Source organism: Oleiagrimonas sp. (genome assembly GCF_027858935.1).
Taxonomy (GTDB): domain Bacteria; phylum Pseudomonadota; class Gammaproteobacteria; order Xanthomonadales; family Rhodanobacteraceae; genus Oleiagrimonas.
In genome coordinates this window covers 1-21789 of the sequence record NZ_JAQIBU010000305.1, presented here as the reverse complement: position 1 = coordinate 21789, position 21789 = coordinate 1, and the positions used below count along the sequence as shown (strand labels likewise).

The following is a 21789-nucleotide window of genomic DNA, read 5'->3' as shown; positions in this document are numbered from 1 at the left end:
GCCTCGACGTACTTCGGCCGCGCATTGCGGTAGTCGATGTAATAGGCGTGCTCCCACACGTCGATGGTCAGCAGCGGCTTGTCATCGCCCGTGACCGGAGTGGCGGCGTTGGCGGTGTTGACGATGGCCAGGGAGCCGTCGGTACGCTGTACCAGCCAGGTCCAGCCAGAGCCGAAGTTGCCGGCCGCTGCGGTGCTGAACTTTTCGCGGAATGCGTCCACGGAACCGAAGGCCTTGGTCAGCGCGTCGGCCAACTTTCCAGTGGGGTCGCCGCCGCCGTTCGGGCTGAGCGAGTTCCAGTAAAAGGTGTGGTTCCAGATCTGTGCGGCGTTGTTGAACATGCCGCCGTCTGAGGTCTTGATGATGTCCTCGAGGGACTTGCCGGCAGCATCGGATCCTTCCAGCATGCCATTGAGCTTGTTCACGTAGCCTTGATGATGCTTGCCGTAATGGTATTCCAGTGTCTCCGCCGAGATGTGCGGTTCCAGGGCGTTCTTTTCGTAGGGTAGCTGGGGAAGCTCGATCGCCATATGAATACTCCTTGTGGTTGGGCCGTGTGTGAAAGGGTCTTGATGGGTCCGCGCAGACCGCGACGGGCCGCGATACAATACCGGTTTGGCGCATAGCGCCTGCCCGCCATTGTAAGACTACTTAATCTATGGACGTTCTCGATCGCATCAAGGCCACCCTGGCACAACACCAGGTGGTGTTGTTCATGAAGGGCACTCCGAAATTCCCCATGTGCGGTTTTTCCAGCCGGGCACTGCAGGCGTTGCGCGATGCCGGTGCGCAGTTCGAGGCGGTAAACGTGCTGGAAGACCCCGCCTTGCGTGCCAGCCTGCCGCGCTTCGCGAACTGGCCGACGTTCCCGCAGCTGTTCATCCAGGGCGAACTGATCGGTGGATGCGAAATCATCGAGGACCTGCATGCTTCCGGCCAGTTGGCCCGCATCGTGGCGGACCTGCATGCGGAAGCTGCCGAATGATGCCAACGGCCCAGTTTCCGCAGGACTGGTCGCCTGATGCCCAGACCCTGGCGGGGCGCGTGATCATGGTGACCGGTGCAACCGGAGGCCTCGGCAGCGCGGTGGCGCATGCCGTGTCCTCCGCCGGCGCCACGCCGGTACTGGTGGGCAAACGCAAGCGCGCGCTGGAGCATCTCTACGACGCCCTGATCGAGGCCGGCAGTCCGCAGCCCGCGATCGCTCCCCTGGATCTGGAGACCGCCACGCCGGAGGCCTATGTCGAGGTTGTCGATGCGCTCAAGCGCGAACTTGGACGCCTCGACGGACTGGTGCATGCCGCGGCCCTGTTCGAGGGACTGACGCCGATGGCCATGCACCGGCCGGATGAGTGGCTACGCGTGCTTCAGGTCAACGTGTCGGCACCATTTGCATTGACCCAGGCCTGCATGCCCATGCTGCAGCAGGCCAATGACAGCGCCGTGGTGTTCGTTACCGATGATCCCGAACGCACGGGTCGAGCCCATTGGGGCGCTTATGGCACCAGCAAGGCTGCGATCGAGCGCATGGCATCGATCCTTCATGACGAGACCGACCGTTCCTCGTTGCGCGTTCACCTGCTGCTGCCCGGCCCGATGCGTACAGCCCTGCGCAGATTGGCCTGGTTTGGCGAGGACACCATGACCCATCCCACACCGGAAGACACGGCGCGGGCGGTGGTCTACCTGCTTTCCGAAGCTGGACGGGCGGCTCGCGGCCATACCCTGGATTTGCGACCCGCAGCATAGCCGCAGGTCCCTCCACTCCCGATTCACCAAGCAGCGCGGAAATTCCCCATGGAAGCCCACATGACCCCGCTGTCCGCCGGCATCCTGCTTTTCCTGATCATGGATCCGCTGGGCAACATTCCGTTTTTCCTGAGCCTGCTCAAGCATGTGCCGCCGCAGCGTCGCCGTTGGGTGATGATCCGTGAATTGCTGATCGCGCTGGGCGTGCTGACAGCGTTTCTGCTTGGCGGGCAGTACATCCTCAACTTGCTGCAGCTCAAGCAGGAGTCGGTCAGCATCGGTGGTGGCATCGTGCTGTTCCTGATCGGCATCCGCATGGTATTCCCACCCACGGATGGCGGTATTTTCGGCAAACCGGGCGAAGGCGAGCCGTTCATCGTGCCCATGGCCATTCCCGGCGTGGCCGGGCCTTCGGCCATGGCCGCACTGCTGCTGCTGGCCAACAACCAGCCCGGGCGGCTGTTCGAGTGGGGCATCGCGCTGTTTCTGGCCTGGCTGGCCACATCGGCGATTCTGCTCAGCGCCACCTACCTGTTCCGCTGGCTGGGCGAGAGTGTCCTGACCGCGCTGGAACGACTCATGGGCATGCTGCTGATCGCCTTGTCCGTGCAGATGTTTCTGGCTGGCCTGGCGGCCTATTTCCATGCCAGCGGATTTTGATACATTGAATACCTTGTTCCGTTGGAATGGGGCGTTCGAATACCCATATCATGGAGCGTATGAAATTTCAGGACGATAACCCGAAATTGTGGCGACTGTAGACTTTCTGTAACACGGTGTTGCCACAGTACAGGCGCATAATGGGAGGTACAGTCATGCTCAGCATTGAACGCAGCCTCATGGAACGCCTGCCATGGTTGGCGAACCATCCTTTCATTCGCAAGCCCATGGCGGGGCTTCTGGGCCATCTTGCGGCGGAGGGCTCTTTCAACGACACGCTGCGCGCCCTGGAAGGTCAGCAGGGTTTCGACTTTGTGCGCGAGGGTCTCAAGCGGCTTGATGCCAGCTATCGGGTGACGCCGCGCGAGCTTGAGCACATCCCTGCCGAGGGTCCCTTGCTGGTGGTGGCCAATCACCCGCTGGGCATGGTCGATGCACTGGTGCTACTGGACATGGTCGGATCGGTGCGACGTGATGTGCGCATTCTCGGAAACGACATCCTGACCATGATGCCGGCGCTGGCGCCGTTGTTGCTTCCGGTCGACGTGTTCGGCAAGGGTGCTGGTTCACGCATGCGGGACATCTACCGTGCGCTGGAGGACGGGCAGGCGTTGATTGTCTTCCCTGCCGGTGAGGTCTCGCGCATGGGCACTTCCGGGGTGCGTGACGGTGCATGGTCGGAAGGATTTGCGCGCATTGCCAGGCGCAGTGGCGCCGGTGTTCTGCCGGTGCATATCGCAGCCCGCAATTCGGCCGCGTTCTACGGCATGTCGATGCTTGCCAAGCCGCTGGCTACGGTCATGCTTCCCCGCGAAGCCGTGGTGCCGCGTCGCCGCCGGATCGGACTCAGTGTCGGTCGGCTGATCGATGCAGAAGAGCTCATCAAGCGCAGCGAAAACGATACCGAACAGGCTGCCCGACTGATGCGCCGGCACGTGTACCGCCTGGCGCGCGGTCGTGGCGTGATCTTTGGCGGCCAGTCCCCCCTGGCGCATCCCGAACCGGCCGAGAGTGTTCAGGCCGCGCTGCAGGCGCGGGCCGAGATGATGGCCGAACTGGCAGACGGAAAACAGGCCTGGCTGTTGCCGGGCAGTGAGGACTGCCCGGTGATGCGCGAGATCGGCCGGCTGCGCGAGCTGACCTTTCGCCGGGTGGGTGAGGGTACCGGCATGCGTACGGATCTGGACAAGTACGATGCCTGGTACGAGCACCTTGTGCTGTGGGACCCGGAGACCTCGCGGATCGTGGGAGCCTACCGTTTTGGCCATGGTGGCCGGATCCTCGCCATGCGTGGCAAGGATGGCCTCTACAGTGCCAGCCTGTTCGATTACACCGAGCTCAGCGAGCCGCACCTGTCCCAGGGGCTGGAACTGGGTCGCAGTTTCATCGCACCGGCATATTGGCGTTCGCGCGCGCTGGACCAGCTGTGGCGGGGCATCGGCCTGTATCTGCAGCGTCATCCGGAGCTGCGCTTCCTGTTCGGACCGGTCAGCCTTTCGGTGAGTCTGCCGCTGGAGGCGCGCGAGTGGATCGTGGCTGCTCACCGGCATTACTTTGGCCGTGAGGGCCTGGCGCATGCACGCCAACCATTCGTGATCTCGCCGGAGGTGGTCGAAGGCGTGCGCAAGGAGTTGGATGGTCTGGAGCCGAGCATCGGCCTGGGCCGGCTTCGCCACCACCTGGATGCCCTGGGCGTGAGCATGCCGGTCCTGTACCGGCAGTATGTTGATGTGGTCGAGCCGGAGGGCGTCCAGTTTCTTGATTTTGGTGAAGATCCGGGTTTTTCGGGCTGTGTCGACGGCCTGGTGATGCTGGATCTGGCCCACCTCAAGCCCGGCAAGCGTTCGCGCTATCTGGGGCAGCGTTGAGTTTGCCCGAATTCCGGCTGTCGATTGACATGTGACAGCGGCTTCAAAGACACAAAAATGTCACCTGATCCTGTTAATATTGCATTAACTGGAACGAAGTCGTTTGGCTCCGTTTCGGTTCCAAAGACGGGGACAGTTCTCAGGTTGTCACGAAGGGTGCTTTTGCAGCCGCTGTCCTGACCGTTACCCAAACGTCCAGCTAGTTGCGAGTAGGGGATACCCACAATGAACAGAAATTTCCGAGCCCGTGCGTTGCCACTGGCTATTGCCACATTGTTGGCAGCGACGCCGGCCATGGCCCAGAACGTGACTTCTGCCGGCGTCAACGGCCGCGTGGTCGATGCTCAGGGCAAGCCGGTGGCTGACGCCACCGTGCAGATCGTGCATGAGCCGTCCGGCACCACCAAGATGGTCACCACCAACAGCGATGGTCGCTATGCTGCGCAGGGCCTGCGCGTCGGTGGACCGTTCGACATCACGGTGACCAAGTCCGGCATGCAGCAGTCCGAGAAGGACAATGTCTACCTGCAGCTGGGCCAGGTGTCCGCCGTGAACCTGACCCTGGGCGCAAGCCTTGCCAAGGCCAAGAATCTGGGCGCAGTGATGGTGACCTCATCCGCCCTCACGCAGTTGTTCAACCCGGACAACAAGGGCCTGTCGACCAACGTGTCGCAGCGCCAGCTGGATGCGACCCCGCAGGCCAACCGCTCGATTGACGACATCGCCCGACTGGACCCGCGCATCAACGTGACCGACCAGGGTGACGGATCGATCTCGGCCATGGGTTTGCCGAACCGCTACAACAACATCAGCGTCGATGGCGTTTCCGTCGGCGATCCGTTTGGCCTGAACGCCAATGGCCTGCCGTATCAGAACACTCCGATCTCCACCGACACCATCGCCGAGTACAACATCTCCACGGCCAACTATGACGTGTCTTCCGACACCGTCGGTGCCGACATCAATGCAGTGACCAAGTCGGGTACCAACGCGTTCCACGGCTCGGTCTACTATGTCTACCAGAACGCCAACAGCATGGTCGGCGATGCCGGCTGGCTGAATTCCAGCAACCCGGGTTACAAGTACAACGGTTTCAAGAAGAACACGACCGGCGGCTTTACCCTCGGCGGTCCGATCATCAAGGACAAGCTGTTCTTCTTCATTGCTGCCGAGAAGCAGAAGATCACAGGTATTGGCGCCGACTCGGCCAACGGCCTGGATTATGGTCTGGGCAACGGCCCGTCAACGTCCAACAAGCTGTCGCCGGGTGATGTCAACCAAATCATAAGCGCAGCCAAGGGCTTGGGTCTGCAGCCGGGGAGCTTTGGTGGTGCCAGTGCGGTGACGCTGGAGGACAAGCGTTTTCTCGGTAAGATCGACTGGAACATCAACGATAATCATCGTGTCACCTTGGCGTTCAACCAGACCCACGAGACGCTGCCGCAGATTCTTGGCAACTCGTCGAGCACGATCGGTCTGAGCACGTACATGTACACCAAGGACATCAAGACCACGAACGTGTCCCTTGAATTGTTCGATGACTGGTCCGACAACTTCTCCACCGAGACCAAGATCGGTTACCAGCACTTTGTGCAGAACACCAACGTACCTTACCAGGCGCCGCAAGTACGGGTGTTCGTGAACGGTGCCTACAGCGGTCCGTCGGTGTACCTGGGCGAAGAGCAGTATCGCGACTACAACAAGATCGATACCAAGAAGGCCACGTTCTTTTTCGCCGGTACTTATTATGCCGGTGACCACACGATCAAGGGCGGCATCTACGCCGAACGCACCAAGATCTACAATCTGTTCGGGCATACCCAGTTTGGCTCCTACGTGTTCGGCAGCATCCCCGATTTTGCGGCTGGGAACTACTACTCCTACAGTGTGTATCAGCCGGCTCCGGGCTACAGCATCAACGACGTGGCCGCCACGTGGACGTATACCCAGTACAGCCCGTTCATCCAGGACACCTGGCAGGTCAATGACAACCTTTCGGTGCAGTATGGCCTGCGTGTGGATATTCCCGAGGCCAACAAGAAGCCGATCTACAACCCGACTTTCCAGCACGTATTCGGTTATCCGAACAACAGCTCGCTGGGTTGGAAGAACAAGGTCATTGAGCCGCGCTTCTCGTTCAACTACACCTTCGACACGGAGCGTATGACCCAGCTGCGCGGCGGTATCGGCTTGTTCCAGACCTTCCCGCCAACAGTCTGGCTGACCAACCCGTACCAGAACAACGGCATGACCAATGCCAGCTACAGCTCCAACGATCCCACGGCCACACCGTTCAGTCCGAATCCGTTTGCTCAGAACCTTCCGGCTGGCGGTCCGACCGGTGGACGCATGGATGTTGACACCATCTCGTCCAACTTCAAGTTGCCGACGGTCTGGAAGATGAGCCTGGCGCTGGATCGCGAGCTGCCGTGGTGGGGTCTGATCGGATCGATCCAGTACGAGCACACCCAGGCCAAGAACGCTATTTTCTACCAGGCCATCAACATCGGTACGCCAAGTGGCACGTTGCCGGATGGGCGCTTGCAGTACTGGAGCAATCCGGCGACCGGCTCGGGTTCGACCAACAATGGGGCCAATCCGCTGTTCACTCGCGGCTACCATGCCTCGACCCTGCTCTCGAATACCAACAAGGGTAAGTCGGACAGCCTGACCTTATCCCTGAACAAGCCGTTTACCGACGGCTGGTCCGGTTCGGCCGCGTTCACGCTCAACCACGCCACTGAGGTGAATCCGGCCGGAAGTTCGCAGGCCTCCTCCGGGTACAAGTACTGGGCCCGCGCCAATCCGAACCAGAACATTGCCAGCATTGCCGATCGCAATATTGCCAAGAGCGTGAAGCTGGGAGTCACCTGGCGCCATGCCTTCTTTGGCGATTACAACACCATGGTATCGGCGTTCTACACCGGCCATACCGGCCTTCCGTACACCTGGATCTTCAGCGGCGATGCCAATGGTGACAACATCAACTACGAGGATCCGGCCTATATCCCGAAGACAAACGATCCGATCGTTTCCTACGGTACGGCCAGCGCCAAGCTGATCCAGCAGTGGCAGAGCTTCATCAACAATGACACCTACCTGAGCACGCACCGGGGTCAGATTGCCGGAATCAACCAGGCGCATAGCCCGTGGGTCAACTCGACAAGCCTGGCGTTCCAGCAGGAGGTTCCGGGTATCTTCAAGGGCAACAAAGGCATCGTGCGCCTGGATATCTACAACTTCCTGAACCTGCTCAACAAGCATTGGGGACAGGTCCGCTACACCGGCTACGACACCCGTACGCTGGTCAAATACAGTGGCATCAACGCCCAGGGGCAGTATGTCTACAAACTGCCCACCGACCAAAATGGTAATTACCAGCCGCAGCAGCTGGTTACATACGACGCCGGCAGCAACCCGACACGCGTGGTTTCGCGCTGGTCGGCCATGTTGACGCTCAAGTACACGTTCTGATCCAGTAGTACGTACCTGCAAGTCATGCCGGCGTCCGCGAGGGCGCCGGCATTCTTTGTTTGGGGTGACGCAGCCGGAACGGACCGTTCCGGCCGGGCACCGATGCACGCCGACGCTTGACCTGCGGCATGTGCGCAGCAAAGCTTGTCAAGCGTCACGGTCGTGTACGGTAAATGGTCATCGGCACGCTGCAGGCGTTGAAGGAGTTTGATCCGTGAATTACAAGAACACCGGTCAGGCCGGTTCCGCCACTGCCAGCGCGCGCATCTCGCCGGCTGGCGGTCTCGATATCCTGTCCCGAAGCGAAGTCGCGCGTTTGCGCGATGCCAGCAGCGCGGGGCTGCATGCCCTGCTGCGGCGCTGCGCGCTGGCCGTGCTCACCTCGGGCAGCCTCAGCGACGATCCACGGGGCATGCTCGAGCAGTACCCGGATTTCGACATCGAGGTGCTGCAGCAGGAACGCGGCATCAAGATCGAAGTGTCCAATGCACCGGCCCAGGCCTTTGTCGATGGCCAGATTATTCGTGGCATCAACGAGTTGCTGGTGGCCGTGGTGCGCGACATCGTCTATGTGGCAACCCAGCTTGCGCCGCGCGACTTCGACGATGCGGACTCGGATGGACTCACGCAGATCGTGTTCGAGATCCTGCGCAACGCGCGTATCCTTCGCACCCATGTGGACCCGAACCTGGTGGTGTGCTGGGGCGGGCACTCGATCTCGCGGCACGAGTACGATTACACCAAGGCCGTGGGCTACCAGCTGGGCCTGCGCATGCTGGATATCTGCACCGGTTGCGGTCCGGGCGCGATGAAAGGCCCGATGAAGGGCGCCACCATCGCCCATTCCAAGCAGCGTCGACGTCGCAACCGCTATATCGGCATCACCGAGCCCGGTATCATCGCGGCCGAATCGCCCAATCCGATCGTCAACCACCTGATGATCATGCCGGACATCGAAAAGCGCCTGGAGGCCTTCGTGCGCATGGGTCACGGCATCATCGTGTTTCCCGGCGGCGTGGGTACGGCCGAAGAGATCCTGTATCTGCTGGGCATTCTGCTGCACCCGGACAACAAGAACATCCCGTTCCCCCTGATCTTCAGCGGTCCGGCCCGGTCCGCAGCCTATTTCGAGCAGATCGACCGTTTCCTGCGCCTGGCGCTGGGTGATGCCGTGGCCGAGCGCTACCAGATCATCGTCGACGACCCGGCCGCCGTGGCGCGCAGTATGGTGCGTGGCCTCGACAAGGTGCGCAATTACCGGCTGGACACCAAGGATGCATTCTTTTTCAACTGGTCGTTGAAGATCCCCTATGCCTTTCAGCAGCCGTTTGCACCGAACCACGAAAACATGGCGGATTTGCGCATTTATCGCGATCGTCCGGGTCATGAGCTGGCTGCAGACCTGCGGCGTGCGTTTTCCGGCATCGTGGCCGGCAACGTCAAGGAGGATGGCATGCAGAGGATCGAGCAGCATGGCCCGTTCCGGATCCATGGTGATCCCGAGATCATGCGCGCGCTGGACACGCTTCTGGCGGCTTTCGTGCAGCAACAGCGCATGAAGCTCCCGGGCGACAACGATTACGAGCCCTGCTACCGCATCGACCACGAGTCCGGGGGCGAAACGGGTTGACAGAACCTGGCCTCGCGGCAAAAATAGCCAGCTCCCTGCCCGAATAGCTCAGCTGGTTAGAGCACTTGACTGTTAATCAGGGGGTCGTAGGTTCGAGTCCTACTTCGGGCGCCATACATCCTTCCGCAGGGTTCCACTGGAACCCGCGGATGACACGAAACCCCGCACTGTTGCGGGGTTTTTTGTTCCTGTCGGTACCGAGCCGTTCCGCTTGCAGCCGGGTACTGGTGTGAGTAGGATCGTGAGTAACCCGGTGGTTACCGCTTCGGGATACTCACATGCTGACTGATAGCAAGCTCAAGGCGCTGCGCTCGCGGGCTACCCTTTACCGGGTCGCCGATGGGCAGGGGCTGTGTGTCGAGGTGCCAATAGCGGGCGCGAAGCGCTGGCGATTTCGGTATCGCTACAACGGCGCAGCGCGCATGTTGAGCTTGGGTGTCTACCCCGACGTGAGTCTGCTGTCCGCGCGTAAGCGCCGTGATGAGGCTCGCCAGCTGTTGGGGCAGGGTGTCGACCCGAGCGCCGAACGGAAGGCCTCCAAGGAGGCGACCGGGCTCACCTTCGCCATCGTGGCTACTGAGTGGCTGGAGCGTCGCGACGTGGCACCAGCGACTGCCGCCAAGGATCACTGGCTAGTCAACAAACTGGCAATTCCGGCGCTTGGACATCGTCCCATCGCAGAGATTACCTCGGCCGAGGTACTGGCACTGCTGCAGCAGTTCGAGCGCGCGGACAAGCTTGAGACCGCCGCGCGGCTCAAGGTCAAGCTGTCCGCAGTCTTTCGTTACGCCATTGCCACCGGGCGCGCGTCAAACGATCCGACCATCGCGCTGCGGGGTGCGATCAAATCGGTCAAGGTCAAGCACCACGCGGCAATCACTGACCCTCGGAAGCTGGGTGAACTGCTGCGGGCCGCACATGCGTACGGTGGCAGTTTCGCAGTTGCCTGTGCGTTGAAGTTGTCTCCCTTGGTGTTCGTGCGTCCCGGGGAGCTTCGGCATGCGGAGTGGAGCGAGATCGACATGGGTGCTGCCGAGTGGCGGATCCCCGCGAGCAAGATGAAGATGCGCGCTGAGCACATTGTCCCTTTAAGCCCGCAGAGTCTTGCGATTCTGCGTGAGCTGTATGCGCTGACCGGGCGCGGCCGCTATGTGTTCCCTTCACCGCGCACGCCAACGCGGCCCATGAGTGAAAATGCGCTCACCGCTGCCCTGCGTGCGCTTGGCTATGACGGCGATACCATGACCGCACATGGGTTCCGCGGAACGGCCAGCACGTTGTTGCATGAGATGGGTTACCCGTCGGACGTCATCGAGCGCCAACTCGCGCACAAAGAATCCAACGCGGTCAAGGAGGCCTACAACCGGGCCCAGCATCTACCCGAGCGGCGCAAGATGATGACCGCGTGGGCGGACTATCTGGACGGTTTGCGCATGGGTGCAGACGTGATCCCAGTAGGCCACAGGGTGGGGATGGACGCGTGACAGATGCCGACCTGCAAAAGCTGGTGGCCGATTGCCTGAAAGAATGCGGGTTCTCGAGCGTTGCGGCGACAGCTGTCTTCGAATTGGAAAATGTCGTGCGTGGCTTTTATGAGTTCGGGTCGACTGTTGATGATGTGATGAGGGTCAATTCCAACACCAATCGACTCGAGAAAGAAACAATTTTCCCCGAACCGATGATTCGGAAGGGGCGTCCGTCGGCCATGATGAAAATCCTACGTGCTTCGCAGCCAACGGCGCAAAAACGCGGTAAGGGTAGGGTGTGGAACCATGGCTGCGTGATCTTCGCCTATGACGTTAAGCGTGTCTTGGACCTGAAAAGCACAGCATGGAAATTTAAGAGCCCTCACAACGGACGCTGGCAGTACTCCCAGTGGGTGAAAGTGACTGCGGAAATCGCCCAGGCTGTGGACGCGTTCCGGAAGTCAGCAGGTACGCCGCGGCGCCCGTGCTCCCTGAGCACTGCTGAGCGATGGTGCCAGCGTGCGGATAGAGTCGTCCGGAGGGATTTCCCCCCACCGTCCAAAACTACTCGCAGTGGAAGATGATGTCGGCGCTCGCTTTGGTGCCTGGGTGGATATAGCTGCCGTTGATCGAACCGGAGCCACCTGCGCGGTTGCTGGACGAGCCGTTAACGTTGGCGAATGACCCCATATGCGCGTTCTCGGTCTCCGCCTGCCCCAGCACCATCGACTTGCCAAGCTTCGAGCAATAGCTGTTCGCCTGCTTTAGTAAGTCGCCTTTGACTCCCACACCGGAATTGAATGCAGTTGCTCCCGTGCCAGTCAGTTCATAGTTTCCGCCGCCGATCGGCAAAACGCCCGAGTTGGTGGCGCAAGCTGACAACAAGCTCGCCACCAAGGCGACCCCGCAAAACATGACGATCTTCATGTGCTCTCCTAGATTCACCCCGCGTCGAAAATACATGCAGGAGACCTATGGCGCAAATTTTCAGATTGCCGGCCTGCGGACCAAGTTATTGCGAGCACAGTTGACCCCGCTCGCCGGACAACTCAACCAACTTCGCCAGCTAGTTGACCACCCGACTTAAGGTCGCTGGTCGCCTCCCCCCTCTCGCAAGCCCACCACGCACCCGGCGAGGTCTGGTGCGGGCTGGGCTATCATCCGGCATTACTATGGAGACTGGGGCCGGATAGTCTTGGCGAGCGGCGACCGTTCGCGAGCATCGACCGGCGGCCTCCCGTAATCCCGCGCTGCGCCATACGCAGCCATTCGATCAAAAAAAGGAGTGGTCGAACGTGGCCCTGCATCCAGAGCTTCCAACCTCCCCGTATGCCATCCTGAATCCGGATCAGCGCTGGTTTCCCGCGGACGAGGCCCTTCGGGCGACCGCGTACGAAAAGCTTCTGCCGCCGCTGGTTGCCAAGATCCGCACCGAGGTGTCGCGCTGGCGCGAGTCGGGCTACAAGGGGGCTTCGGTCACCTCAATGGCGCTGCTTCGCTGGTGGTTCGACACCCCCCACCTGGTCGAGCAGGCGGATGGCTCGCAGACGCAGTTCCAGTATTACTTCGCGCAACGTGAAGCGGTCGAGACAGTGATCTGGCTGCATGACGTGCGGAACGTAAGGGACAAGTTCGATCTGATGCGCTTCGACGCCTCCGGTGCGGTATCGGCCGGCATGTTCGACGAGGACTGGCCGCGCTTCGTAGTGAAGATGGCCACCGGCGCGGGCAAGACCAAGGTGCTGTCGCTGCTGATCGCCTGGACGTACTTCCACAAGACCTACGAGGCCGACTCGTCACTGGCGCGCAACTTCCTCCTGATTGCCCCCAACATCATCGTGCTCGATCGCCTTCGCGCGGATTTCGATGGCTTGAAGATTTTCTTCAACGATCCCGTGCTTCCGGACAACGGCCACGCTGGCCAAAACTGGCGCGACGACTTCCAACTGGCCCTGCACATCCAGGACGACGTGCACATCGTGCGCCCCACCGGCAACCTGTTTTTGACCAACATCCATCGCGTCTACCTCGGAGACGTGCGCGAGCCGTCGTTGGATGACGACGACCTGCGCGACTATTTCCTCGATCCGTTCGGCCCCAAGCCTGTAGGCAAGACTACGGACAGCAATACCGACCTCGGTGAGATTGTGCGCGAGATCGACGAGCTCGCCGTGTTCAATGACGAGGCCCACCACATCCACGACAGCCGGCTTGCATGGTTCAAGTCCATCCAGGACATACACCACCGGATGCTGCAAAAGGATGGACGGCTGGCCCTGCAGCTCGACGTCACTGCCACGCCACGCCACGACAACGGCGCGATCTTTGTGCAGACGGTCTCGGACTATCCCTTGGTCGAGGCCATCCACCAGAACGTGGTCAAACACCCAGTGCTGCCCGATGCGACCAGTCGTGAGCGACTGCACGAGCACACCAGCGCGCTCTTCACCGAGCGTTACGCCGACTATCTGCAGCTGGGGGTCGAGGAGTGGCGCAAGAGCTACGCCGAGCATCAGATCCTTGGCAAGAAGGCCGTGCTGTTTGTGATGGTGGATGACACCAAGAATTGCGACGAGGTCGGTGCCCACCTGGAGAAGATCTGCCCCGAGTTGGAGGGTGGTGTGCTCGTGATCCACACCAAGAACAACGGTGACATCTCCGAGTCGGCCTCGGGGAAGAAGAAGGAAGAGCTGGAAGTACTGCGCAAGGCCTCCAACCAGATCGACCGTGCCGACAGCCCCTACAAGGCGATTGTCTCGGTGCTGATGCTCAAGGAGGGTTGGGACGTACGCAACGTCACCACCATCGTCGGCCTGCGGGCCTATGCCTCCAAGAGCAACATCCTGCCCGAGCAGACTTTGGGCCGCGGCCTGCGACGCATGTACTTTGGCACCGACACGATGGAAAGCGTGTCGGTGATGGGCACCCCGGCGTTCATGGACTTTGTCGAGACCATCCAGAGCGAGGGTGTGCAGCTGGAATACCGGCCTATGGGCGCCGGCAGCGAGCGCAAGGACTCCCTGATCGTCGAGGTCGACACGGAGAACGCGGAAAAGGACATCGAGCAGCTCGACATCGTCATCCCCAAGCTCAGCCGCCGGTTCAATCGCGAGTTCAAGGACCTGGGCCAGTTGGACCCCGCCGACTTCGGCAATGCGCGGCTGCCGCTGAAGCCGTTCACGCCGGCACAGACCCGCGAGGTCGTGTTCAAGACCATGCTGGATGGCGAGATGCACCACACCATCGAAATCGACGCCGGAGGGCCGGTGGACTACCGGTCGGTGGTCGCTTTTTTCACCCGGCAGTTGTTGAAGGAACTGCGGCTGGTCGGCGGCTATGAGCTGCTGTATCCGAAGGTGCGCGACTTCATGCGCGCGGGCCTGTTTGCGGGTGAGCCGGTTGTCCTGGAAGATCCCCAGGTGTTGCGCAACCTGTCCGAGCCGGATGCCGGCAAGATTCTATTCGACACCTTCAAGGCTGCAATCAACGGGCTCACCGTGCAGGATCGTGGCAGCTCGCGTATCGAGGACCACATCCGCCTGCGCGATACGCGACCTTTTCGCACGGAGAACCGCGGCTATCTTCAGCCGAAGAAGTCGATCTTTAGCAAGATCGTGGGTGAGCCGAACGCGGGTGGCTTCGAGCTGAAATTCGCCGGCTTCCTCGACGCGGCGCCCGACGTGACCGCATTCACCAAGAACTATCTGGCGGTCGGCTTCAAGATCGACTACGTCAAGGCCGACGGCGATCTTTCGAACTACGTGCCGGACTTCATCGTGAAAACACCCGATGACAAGGTCTGGATCATCGAGACGAAAGGCCGGGCGGAGCTCGACCTGCCACAGAAGATGGCGCGCCTTCGCCAGTGGTGCATCGACGCCACCGAGGCCAGCCAAGCCGACGGAGGTGCGCGCTACGGTTTTGTCTACGTCGACCAGGCTGGCTACGAGCGAAATACCCCCACCAACTTTGCCGCGCTTGTTGCCGGCTTCACCGATTACCAGGAGGCGTGAGCATGGCGCGCAACACGAAGGAAGCCTACGACCTCAGCGACGCCGAGAAACGCGACCTCGTGCAACTGATCCAGGCAGGCAAGCCGCTGCCAGAGAAATACCGGTTCATCCTGTTCGAGGACAAGCGTGAAGTGGAGCTCTTGTGGAACGGCAAGAACCGAGACGTCTGCACCACTGTGCTGCCGTTCCAGACGCTGGAACATATCGACGAACCGCGCGCCGAGACCAAGGTGCAGGAGGAATTGTTCGATTCGCGCGGGCGCCAGTCCAAAGGCTGGACCAACAAGTTGATCTGGGGCGACAACAAGCTGATCCTGTCATCCCTCAAAGCCGGTGCGCTGCGTCGGCAGATCGAGGACGCCGGTGGACTGAAACTCATCTATATCGACCCGCCGTTCGACGTTGGCGCCGATTTCTCCATGGACATCGAGATCGGCGGCGAAACATTCCACAAGGAGCCTAACCTGCTGGAACAGATAGCCTACCGTGACACTTGGGGTCGTGGCGCGGACTCGTTTATCAGCATGATTTACGAGCGGCTGATTTTGATGCGTGACTTGCTGGCTGAAGACGGAAGCATCTACGTCCACTGTGACTGGCGAATGGTGGGTGCTTTGCGATCTGTGATGGAGGAAGTCTTTAGCCATATTGAAAATGTCATATCTTGGAAGCGGTCGGCTTTAGCTGCGGGAGTAAAAACTCAATGGCGAAATAGCCAGGATTTCATCCTGTTCTTTTCGAAATCAGGCCGGCATACATTCAATCCCCAATTTGGCGAATATTCCCAATCTTCGAAGGAGCATTACAGCCATAAGGACGAGCGGGGTGTGTTTCAACCTGTTCCAATCTTGGCGAGTGGGCGCTCAAGCGGCGATACAGGAGCAGTTTGGAGGGGAATTGATCCAAACAAGCTAGGGAAAAACGGTATGCATTGGCTGAAGAACCCTAAGGTTCTTGAAGAGCTTGATTCCCAAGGACTCATCTATTGGCCTGCAAAGAAGGGTGGGTCGCCTCGTCTAAAATATTATGAAAAGGAGGCAAAAGGTGTCTACGTATCAGACTTTTGGAATGACATTGATGTAATCAATTCAATGGCGGACGAGTTTCAAGGCTACAACACTCAAAAACCTGAAGCACTACTCGAACGCGTTATTAAAGCTAGCAGCAACACTGGCGATCTTGTTGCCGACTTCTTCGTGGGGTCCGGCACTACGGCCGCCGTCGCCGAAAAACTCGGTCGTAAATGGATCGCTACCGACCTCGGCAAATTCGCCATTCACACCACGCGCAAGCGCCTGATCGGCGTGCAGCGCGAGCTAAAGCAAGCCGACAAGGAGTTTCGTGCGTTTGAGGTGCTCAACCTGGGCCGCTACGAGCGACAGGCCTACCTCAACGTTGGCGGGCGCCTCAGCGGTGCGCAGAAGGAGCAGGCACTGGCCGAGAAGGAGCGTGAGTTCCGTGAGCTAATCTTGCGCGCGTACAAGGCCGAGCCCTTCGACAGCGACGCGTTCTTCGACGGCAAGCAGGGCGGCCGGCTGGTGGTCGTGGGGCCGATCAACCTGCCGGTGGGTCGCCTGTTTGTCGAAGAGGTCATCATGGAGACGCGCAAGCGTGGCGCCACCCGCGTCGACGTGCTGGCGTTCGAGTTCGAGATGGGCCTGTTCCCGGCGGTGCTAGAGGAGGCGAAAGCCAAGGGTATCGACCTCACGCCCAAGTACATCCCTGCCGACGTGTTCGACAAGCGCGCGGTGGATCGCGGCCAGGTGGTGTTCCACGACATCAGCTTCGTCGAAGCCACCCCGCGCTATACCAAGGGCAAGACTGCGCGCGACAAGCTCACGGTAAAGATCGAGCTGACCGACTTCTCGGTCTACTACAGCCAGGGCGCCGCCGAGTCGGCCATCGCCGCGCTCAAAGACGGCCAGAGCGACGTGATCTGCGACCAGGGCCAGCTGCTGAAGATCGGGAAGAACAAGGACGGCGTGATCACCCGCGAGGTGCTTACCAAAACCTGGACCGATTGGGTCGACTACTGGGCAGTGGACTTTGACTACCAGTCGCGCCGCGAGATGATCAAGGTGCCGCTGGGGGTTGACACGGATGCCGCCGTGGCGACACCGGCATCACATTCCGACGAGTCGCCGCTGGAGTTCGAGGAGCGCTGGACCGGCGGCTATATCTTCGAGAACGAGTGGCAGAGCTTCCGCACCCGCAAGAAACGCGAGCTGGACATGATCACGGCTGACCACACGTACGAACGCGCTGGCCGCTACATTGTGGCGGTGAAGGTCGTAGACATCTTCGGCAACGACACGATGACGCTGGTGCCGGTCAACGTGGGCTGATTCATGAGTGAATCGAGTTTGGGGCTTCAAATTGACCCAGGAACGGGGTAGAACCCGGTCAGTCTCACTTAATCCACGTCAATCACACGATGACGAGAATATAAGGTTCAGTGAGCAATGGACTTGGCGTACTCGGTCTGGGCCGCCACTGACGACCGGCAGGGTCTGGCCGATCAGGGCCCTTGCAGGCTCGACGGCGCCCCGACATGCCTGCGACAGGTGTTGATCCACAGAGGCCGTTGGTGAAAGGACTGAGCCACCAACGCCGTCGAACTGGCCGCCGGCCATAGTCAGTTTCGCTGACGAAGCTGGCCAATTGCTGTGGCCAAGGTGGGCAGGTGGCTGACGTTTTGCACAGTCTGTTGCTGCGGCCTCGAATAATGGGTGCATTTGTTGGGTGAATAGCCGTATCAGGTTTTCCGCTGGATCCTAGGCCGCACCTACTTGCGTCCGAGGCAATCCGCATGGAAAACGTCACTCCCCCCACCACACGCCTTCTGCGGCGCGAGGAAGTTGAACACGTCACAGGCCTTTCAAGGTCGACGATATATGACGCGATGGCAGCAGGGAGGTTCCCAAGGCCGGTACCGCTGACGGCTACGGCCCGGGCATGGCCGGAGGACGAAATTTTGGCATGGATCGCGGGCCGGATCGCGGCGCGCGACAGCGCGGAGGCGGCATGATGCGCGCCCCCACCTCGGTCGACGTTACCGCCACGTTGGCACGCGTGCTGCTGGATGTGCTCAGCTTGTCCGACGCGGCGTTAGTCCTGCGCGAAAGTGAGGATGCGCTCGCGCGGCGCTTCGATGACTCAGTGCAAGCCGCTGATGCTGCACGCGAGGCCATCCGTTTGCGGCTGTCGGGCGAGTTCGTTGAGGCGCGTGCCGCGGCCACCATGCCGCAATTTCTGGATCGTCTGCAGGGTCTTCTCGCGGACCCGGATACATCCCCGTCTATGGTGCTGGACGTCGGTAAAGAACTGGCCGCATTGGCGGGATCCAAAGTTCGCACGGACGCGCGTGTCCGCAAGTCAGAGGGCGTGGCGACCGCTCCACTAGGTCCATTGGTGCGCATCGTGTTGTCCCGCGACCTTCCGCCAATTTCGGTGAGCGAATGCAGTGTCATCGAGAGCGATGGGCCATGAACTACCTGGATCAGTTGAAAGCACGGGCGCAGGGGAGGGAGGTATCTGGCGCACCAGTGCCTGTTGACTCCACAACTAAAGCATCTGCCGTCACAGATGGGCAGCCAGTCGCGTGTTTGCCGCCGCAGGTTGAGTTGGAGCATTTCCTCCGTGCCGTGCTACCGGTGGCTGGACCTTCCTACATCATGGCCGAGCTTTTTAAGCGCGGAGCGTCGCACCGTGTAGTTGATACCGTGCAGGAACTTGCCCACGCGCTGCTCGCCGGCAGTGACGGAGGTTGCAATGTCTATTTCGCTCTTGGTGGCTACAGGCGGCAAATGGGGCCCATCAGTCGCAGCCGCAGCCTCGTAGAGAATTTGCGCTGCCTCTGGTTGGATGTGGATGTCGGCAAGGGTGACGGTTATGCCACGGAAGCGGAGGCGGACTCCGCGCTGCAAGAGTTCTTTGCGGCGCTGGGTCTGCCGCCAAGTTTCACGGTGCACAGCGGCGCTGGTCGGCACGTCTACTGGTGCCTGAGCGAGGATCTGCCGCGGCATAAGTGGGATGAACTCGCATGTTCCCTGAAACGGTACAGTACCGCATGGGCGCTCAAGTCTGACCGGGCATGTACGGCGGACGCCGCGAGGATATTGCGCGCCCCAGGCACCCTTACCAAGCATGGAAACGTAGCTCGCGTGCTTACGCGAGGCGAGATACACACTGCATCTGCGGTGCGCGACGCTCTTGAGCGTCTGCGGAAGGCTGCAGGTAAGGCGCAGGCAGTGGCGCTTGTAACGGCAGACCGGGGACCCGTCGACCTTGTCAGGCCCAACACGCGCGACTCCAATGCGGTGCTGCTGGCTGGATTGCACGCTCCCCGGAGTGAGTGGCTGCACGCTCTGCCGCCCGAGCGGCAGCTTGCGATGCTGGACGAGTTGATGACGGCTTGTCCGGTGGCAAGTTGTTGGGATGCAGAACCTTGGTGGTCGCAGGTGGTGCGGGCGGTGGCAGCGCTGAACGCGCTATCTTTTGATGATCGCATCGCGTTGCTGGAGAAGCATTCTGCCCGTTCCCCGCAATGGATGGAGGACGGTTGGACGCGGGATCGTCTCATTAGCGAGAAGTGGCGTACGGCTGACGGCAGGGCGAGCCTATCGAACTTGATTGAAACGGCGGAAGCGAATGGCTGGGTACGGCCGGTGGATGTGCACATGCCCGTGCCGTTCGCCGACCGCGAAACCTTGGAAGCCTTTCTCGCTGAGAACTTCGTCTACGTGGCGGAGCAGACGGCATATCTCAGCCGGAAAACGCGTGCGTTGCTACCGCCGGAAGCCGTCGTGGAATCCAACAGTTGGCGGGTGCCTCTGGACCCCGACAAGCCTGTGAATCTTCGCACCATGCTGCGCACGTCGCGAAAGGTCGATCGTGTCGACAAGCTCGCGTATGCGCCGGGTGAAGCGGACATATTCCTGCGCGATGGCAGCAGGGTTGCAAACCGCTGGCTGTCGTGGAATCCGCAGCCATTGGCGCCGACGCCCGATGAACGCGAGTTGTGGAGCAACTTTCTCGACCATTTACTTCCTCCCAGCGACTCGGATGCAGCGGGATTCCGTGCATGGGTCATGCAGGCGCTCGCGTGGTTGCTGGCCGACGGTACGCGTCGGTTGCCCGTGGCAGTGCTGTTAGTGGGTGCGCAAGGTTGTGGCAAGTCGACACTCCTAGAAGAAGTGCCTCGCGCGCTGTTTGGCAGGGCGAACGTCGCCACCGTGACGGCGGCAGAAATCGAATCACCGTTTACGGATTGGCTCGCAGAGGCTCGCATCGTGACCATGCCTGAGCTGCGCATGGGTTCGGCGCGCGATGCTCGCCGCGTCGCCGACAATCTCAAGGCGATCATTACCAGTGACGAGGCGCGCATCCACCCGAAGGGAGCGAAGGGCTACACGCAGAAGAATGTTGTGAGTGTGCTGGCATCCTCAAATCATCCCGACGCGCTGCATCTCGAAGATGACGATCGGCGTTGGGCCGTATGCATGTCGCCCGCTGTACGCATGCCTGACTGCCTTGCAGAGGCGCTCTATGCGCTGCTGAAAGGCGCACGCGGCCCAGGCGTCCTGAAGACAATTTTCAATGAAGCAAGTAGCGCCGGATTCCGTCCCCACCAGTTGCCCGCGATCTCTGCAGCAAAGCGTGCCATGGTCGCAAGCAGTCGGAGCCCGATCGAAGCGGCGCTTGTCGAGCGGTTCGAGCAGAAAGCGTTCCCATTCGATCTGCCCTTGTTCACGATCGAAGACTGTCGCGCTGCGTTAGCCGAGGATGGTCTGGAGTGGCGGGGCAACAGCCCTCAGGCTGTTTCAGCAGCCGTCTGCCGTCGTCCCATCAGTGCGGCTTCTATTGGGAGGTACCGCTGCGGCACGCGGCGCGTGCTGGCACTCATAACTGGGCAGGGGCGAAAACACGAAGTTCCGCGCAGTCGCATATTCGTCCCTTCGCGTGACCTACCTGACAAGTGGAAGGGTGCAGACGAGGATTTCGTGCGGCGTACGTTGTCGGGAACCCCGGCATGAGCTGCTGGCGTACGGGTTTGTGTCGGGGACCAATGGACCAACTCGGGACCGACTTTGCGGCTGGGTCGGTCCCGCCTGCAGCTTTTGTGGCGCATAGGTTTGCGGCCCTTTGGGGACCGAGGGACCGACTTTTTTCAATATCAAATAGAAAAGTTACCTACCCATGCCGGAAGGTGTGTGCGTGCAGCGCCGGTGCATGTGTGCGATGTGGTTTGGTTTTGGTCGGTCCCACGGTCCCCGATGCCGCAAACCTATGCGCCACAAAAGCTGCAGCGGGGACCGACCTGGAAACGAGGTCGGTCCCGGTCGGTCCCTCCGCACGGTCCCCATCCTCCAAACACGCCAAAAACTCGAGTTTTGCGGCCCAAGAAGCCCGTGCCGCCATCGATACACGACAAATGTGCATTTTCGACCGGAGTCGTCATGTCGACCGCTAACGTCTCAAAACTGCACCCACCGCGCCAACTACTCCCACGCCGCACCGACCGGCAGCGGGTGCGGGAATGGTATGAGTCCCTCCCGCCAACGCCCGACACCACATCCCCCAACCGTTTCACGGAGTGGACCTTGCGCGACCTGAGCCGGGCTACAGGGGTGCCGCAGTCGCACCTCCCCTCGGTGCTCTGGCTGTTGTTGTGGCGGCCTTACCGTCCACGCGGCGCACCGGCTGGCGTGCAGCTGTGGGCGCCCCCGGCATGGTTGGAACCGATCGGCGACGCGAGCTTGTACAAGTGAATTTTTGGCCTTCAAGCGAAGTTGCGCCTACTGCCGGGAAGCGATGCAAACGTCGCTGTGAAAAGTTACTCCATAGCTCCGATGGGTATTTTTTGCCCCGGGAAATTTCACACCAATACGTAAGAGAAGGCCGCCCCTCGGCGTCGCAGTTCCCCGCCC

The 21789-nt window shown here is 60.7% G+C and carries 16 protein-coding genes and 1 tRNA gene; 15 read left to right on the top strand and 2 right to left on the bottom strand.

What is annotated here, in order from left to right:
- On the bottom strand, positions 1 to 530 hold a 530-nt coding region (locus tag PF446_RS11290), incomplete at its 3' end, for a Fe-Mn family superoxide dismutase (RefSeq protein WP_298071630.1).
- Between the two features lie 128 nt (positions 531 to 658).
- Between PF446_RS11290 and grxD the strand changes: the two genes are divergently transcribed.
- The 9 genes from grxD to PF446_RS11245 all read left to right on the top strand — a co-directional run bounded on the left by grxD (position 659) and on the right by PF446_RS11245 (position 11431).
- Positions 659 to 985 carry a Grx4 family monothiol glutaredoxin gene (grxD, locus tag PF446_RS11285; RefSeq protein ID WP_298071628.1) on the top strand — a complete coding sequence of 109 codons (327 nt, stop codon included), beginning with the start codon at positions 659 to 661 and terminating at the stop codon, positions 983 to 985.
- A complete protein-coding gene (locus tag PF446_RS11280) occupies positions 982 to 1749 on the top strand; it encodes an SDR family NAD(P)-dependent oxidoreductase (protein WP_298071626.1) in 768 nt (255 codons plus the stop codon). Before grxD ends, PF446_RS11280 begins: the two co-directional genes overlap by 4 nt.
- Positions 1750 to 1809: 60 nt before the next feature.
- Positions 1810 to 2409, top strand: coding sequence for a YhgN family NAAT transporter (locus tag PF446_RS11275; protein WP_298071624.1), 600 nt, complete (start codon positions 1810 to 1812; stop codon positions 2407 to 2409).
- Positions 2410 to 2564: 155 nt separating this feature from the next.
- Positions 2565 to 4277 (top strand): lysophospholipid acyltransferase family protein, encoded by a 1713-nt coding sequence (locus PF446_RS11270; protein ID WP_298071622.1) that lies wholly within the window; start codon positions 2565 to 2567, stop codon positions 4275 to 4277.
- A 225-nt stretch (positions 4278 to 4502) separates the two neighbouring features.
- Positions 4503 to 7751, top strand: a complete 3249-nt coding sequence (locus PF446_RS11265; RefSeq protein ID WP_298071620.1) for a carboxypeptidase regulatory-like domain-containing protein — start codon at positions 4503 to 4505, stop codon at positions 7749 to 7751.
- A 214-nt stretch (positions 7752 to 7965) separates the two neighbouring features.
- A complete protein-coding gene (gene ppnN / locus PF446_RS11260) occupies positions 7966 to 9381 on the top strand; it encodes a nucleotide 5'-monophosphate nucleosidase PpnN (RefSeq protein ID WP_298071618.1) in 1416 nt (471 codons plus the stop codon).
- Between the two features lie 37 nt (positions 9382 to 9418).
- Positions 9419 to 9495, top strand: a tRNA-Asn gene (locus tag PF446_RS11255).
- Positions 9496 to 9659: 164 nt separating this feature from the next.
- Entirely contained in the window at positions 9660 to 10865 is a 1206-nt protein-coding gene (locus tag PF446_RS11250) for an integrase arm-type DNA-binding domain-containing protein (RefSeq protein ID WP_298071616.1), read from the top strand.
- Positions 10862 to 11431, top strand: coding sequence for a hypothetical protein (locus PF446_RS11245; protein ID WP_298071615.1), 570 nt, complete (start codon positions 10862 to 10864; stop codon positions 11429 to 11431). Before PF446_RS11250 ends, PF446_RS11245 begins: the two co-directional genes overlap by 4 nt.
- Here PF446_RS11245 and PF446_RS11240 read toward each other — a convergent pair.
- Complete coding sequence (locus PF446_RS11240) at positions 11412 to 11774, bottom strand: hypothetical protein (RefSeq protein ID WP_298071613.1); 363 nt, start codon at positions 11772 to 11774, stop codon at positions 11412 to 11414. The genes PF446_RS11245 and PF446_RS11240 overlap by 20 nt on opposite strands.
- A gap of 368 nt (positions 11775 to 12142) precedes the next feature.
- Between PF446_RS11240 and PF446_RS11235 the strand changes: the two genes are divergently transcribed.
- The 6 genes from PF446_RS11235 (at position 12143) to PF446_RS11210 (ending at position 21630) form a co-directional block, all read left to right on the top strand.
- Positions 12143 to 14860 (top strand): DEAD/DEAH box helicase family protein, encoded by a 2718-nt coding sequence (locus PF446_RS11235; protein WP_298071611.1) that lies wholly within the window; start codon positions 12143 to 12145, stop codon positions 14858 to 14860.
- Between the two features lie 2 nt (positions 14861 to 14862).
- The gene (locus PF446_RS11230) at positions 14863 to 17205 is read left to right on the top strand and encodes a site-specific DNA-methyltransferase (RefSeq protein WP_298071609.1); all 2343 of its coding nucleotides are present in this window, start codon (positions 14863 to 14865) and stop codon (positions 17203 to 17205) included.
- Positions 17206 to 17669: 464 nt separating this feature from the next.
- Positions 17670 to 17888, top strand: coding sequence for an AlpA family transcriptional regulator (locus PF446_RS11225; protein ID WP_298071607.1), 219 nt, complete (start codon positions 17670 to 17672; stop codon positions 17886 to 17888).
- A complete protein-coding gene (locus tag PF446_RS11220) occupies positions 17885 to 18349 on the top strand; it encodes a hypothetical protein (RefSeq protein ID WP_298071605.1) in 465 nt (154 codons plus the stop codon). The genes PF446_RS11225 and PF446_RS11220 overlap by 4 nt, the downstream gene beginning before the upstream one ends.
- A gap of 185 nt (positions 18350 to 18534) precedes the next feature.
- The gene (locus PF446_RS11215; RefSeq protein WP_298071603.1) at positions 18535 to 20895 is read left to right on the top strand and encodes a DUF5906 domain-containing protein; all 2361 of its coding nucleotides are present in this window, start codon (positions 18535 to 18537) and stop codon (positions 20893 to 20895) included.
- Between the two features lie 567 nt (positions 20896 to 21462).
- Positions 21463 to 21630 (top strand): hypothetical protein, encoded by a 168-nt coding sequence (locus tag PF446_RS11210; RefSeq protein WP_298071600.1) that lies wholly within the window; start codon positions 21463 to 21465, stop codon positions 21628 to 21630.
- Positions 21631 to 21789 lie beyond the last annotated feature (159 nt).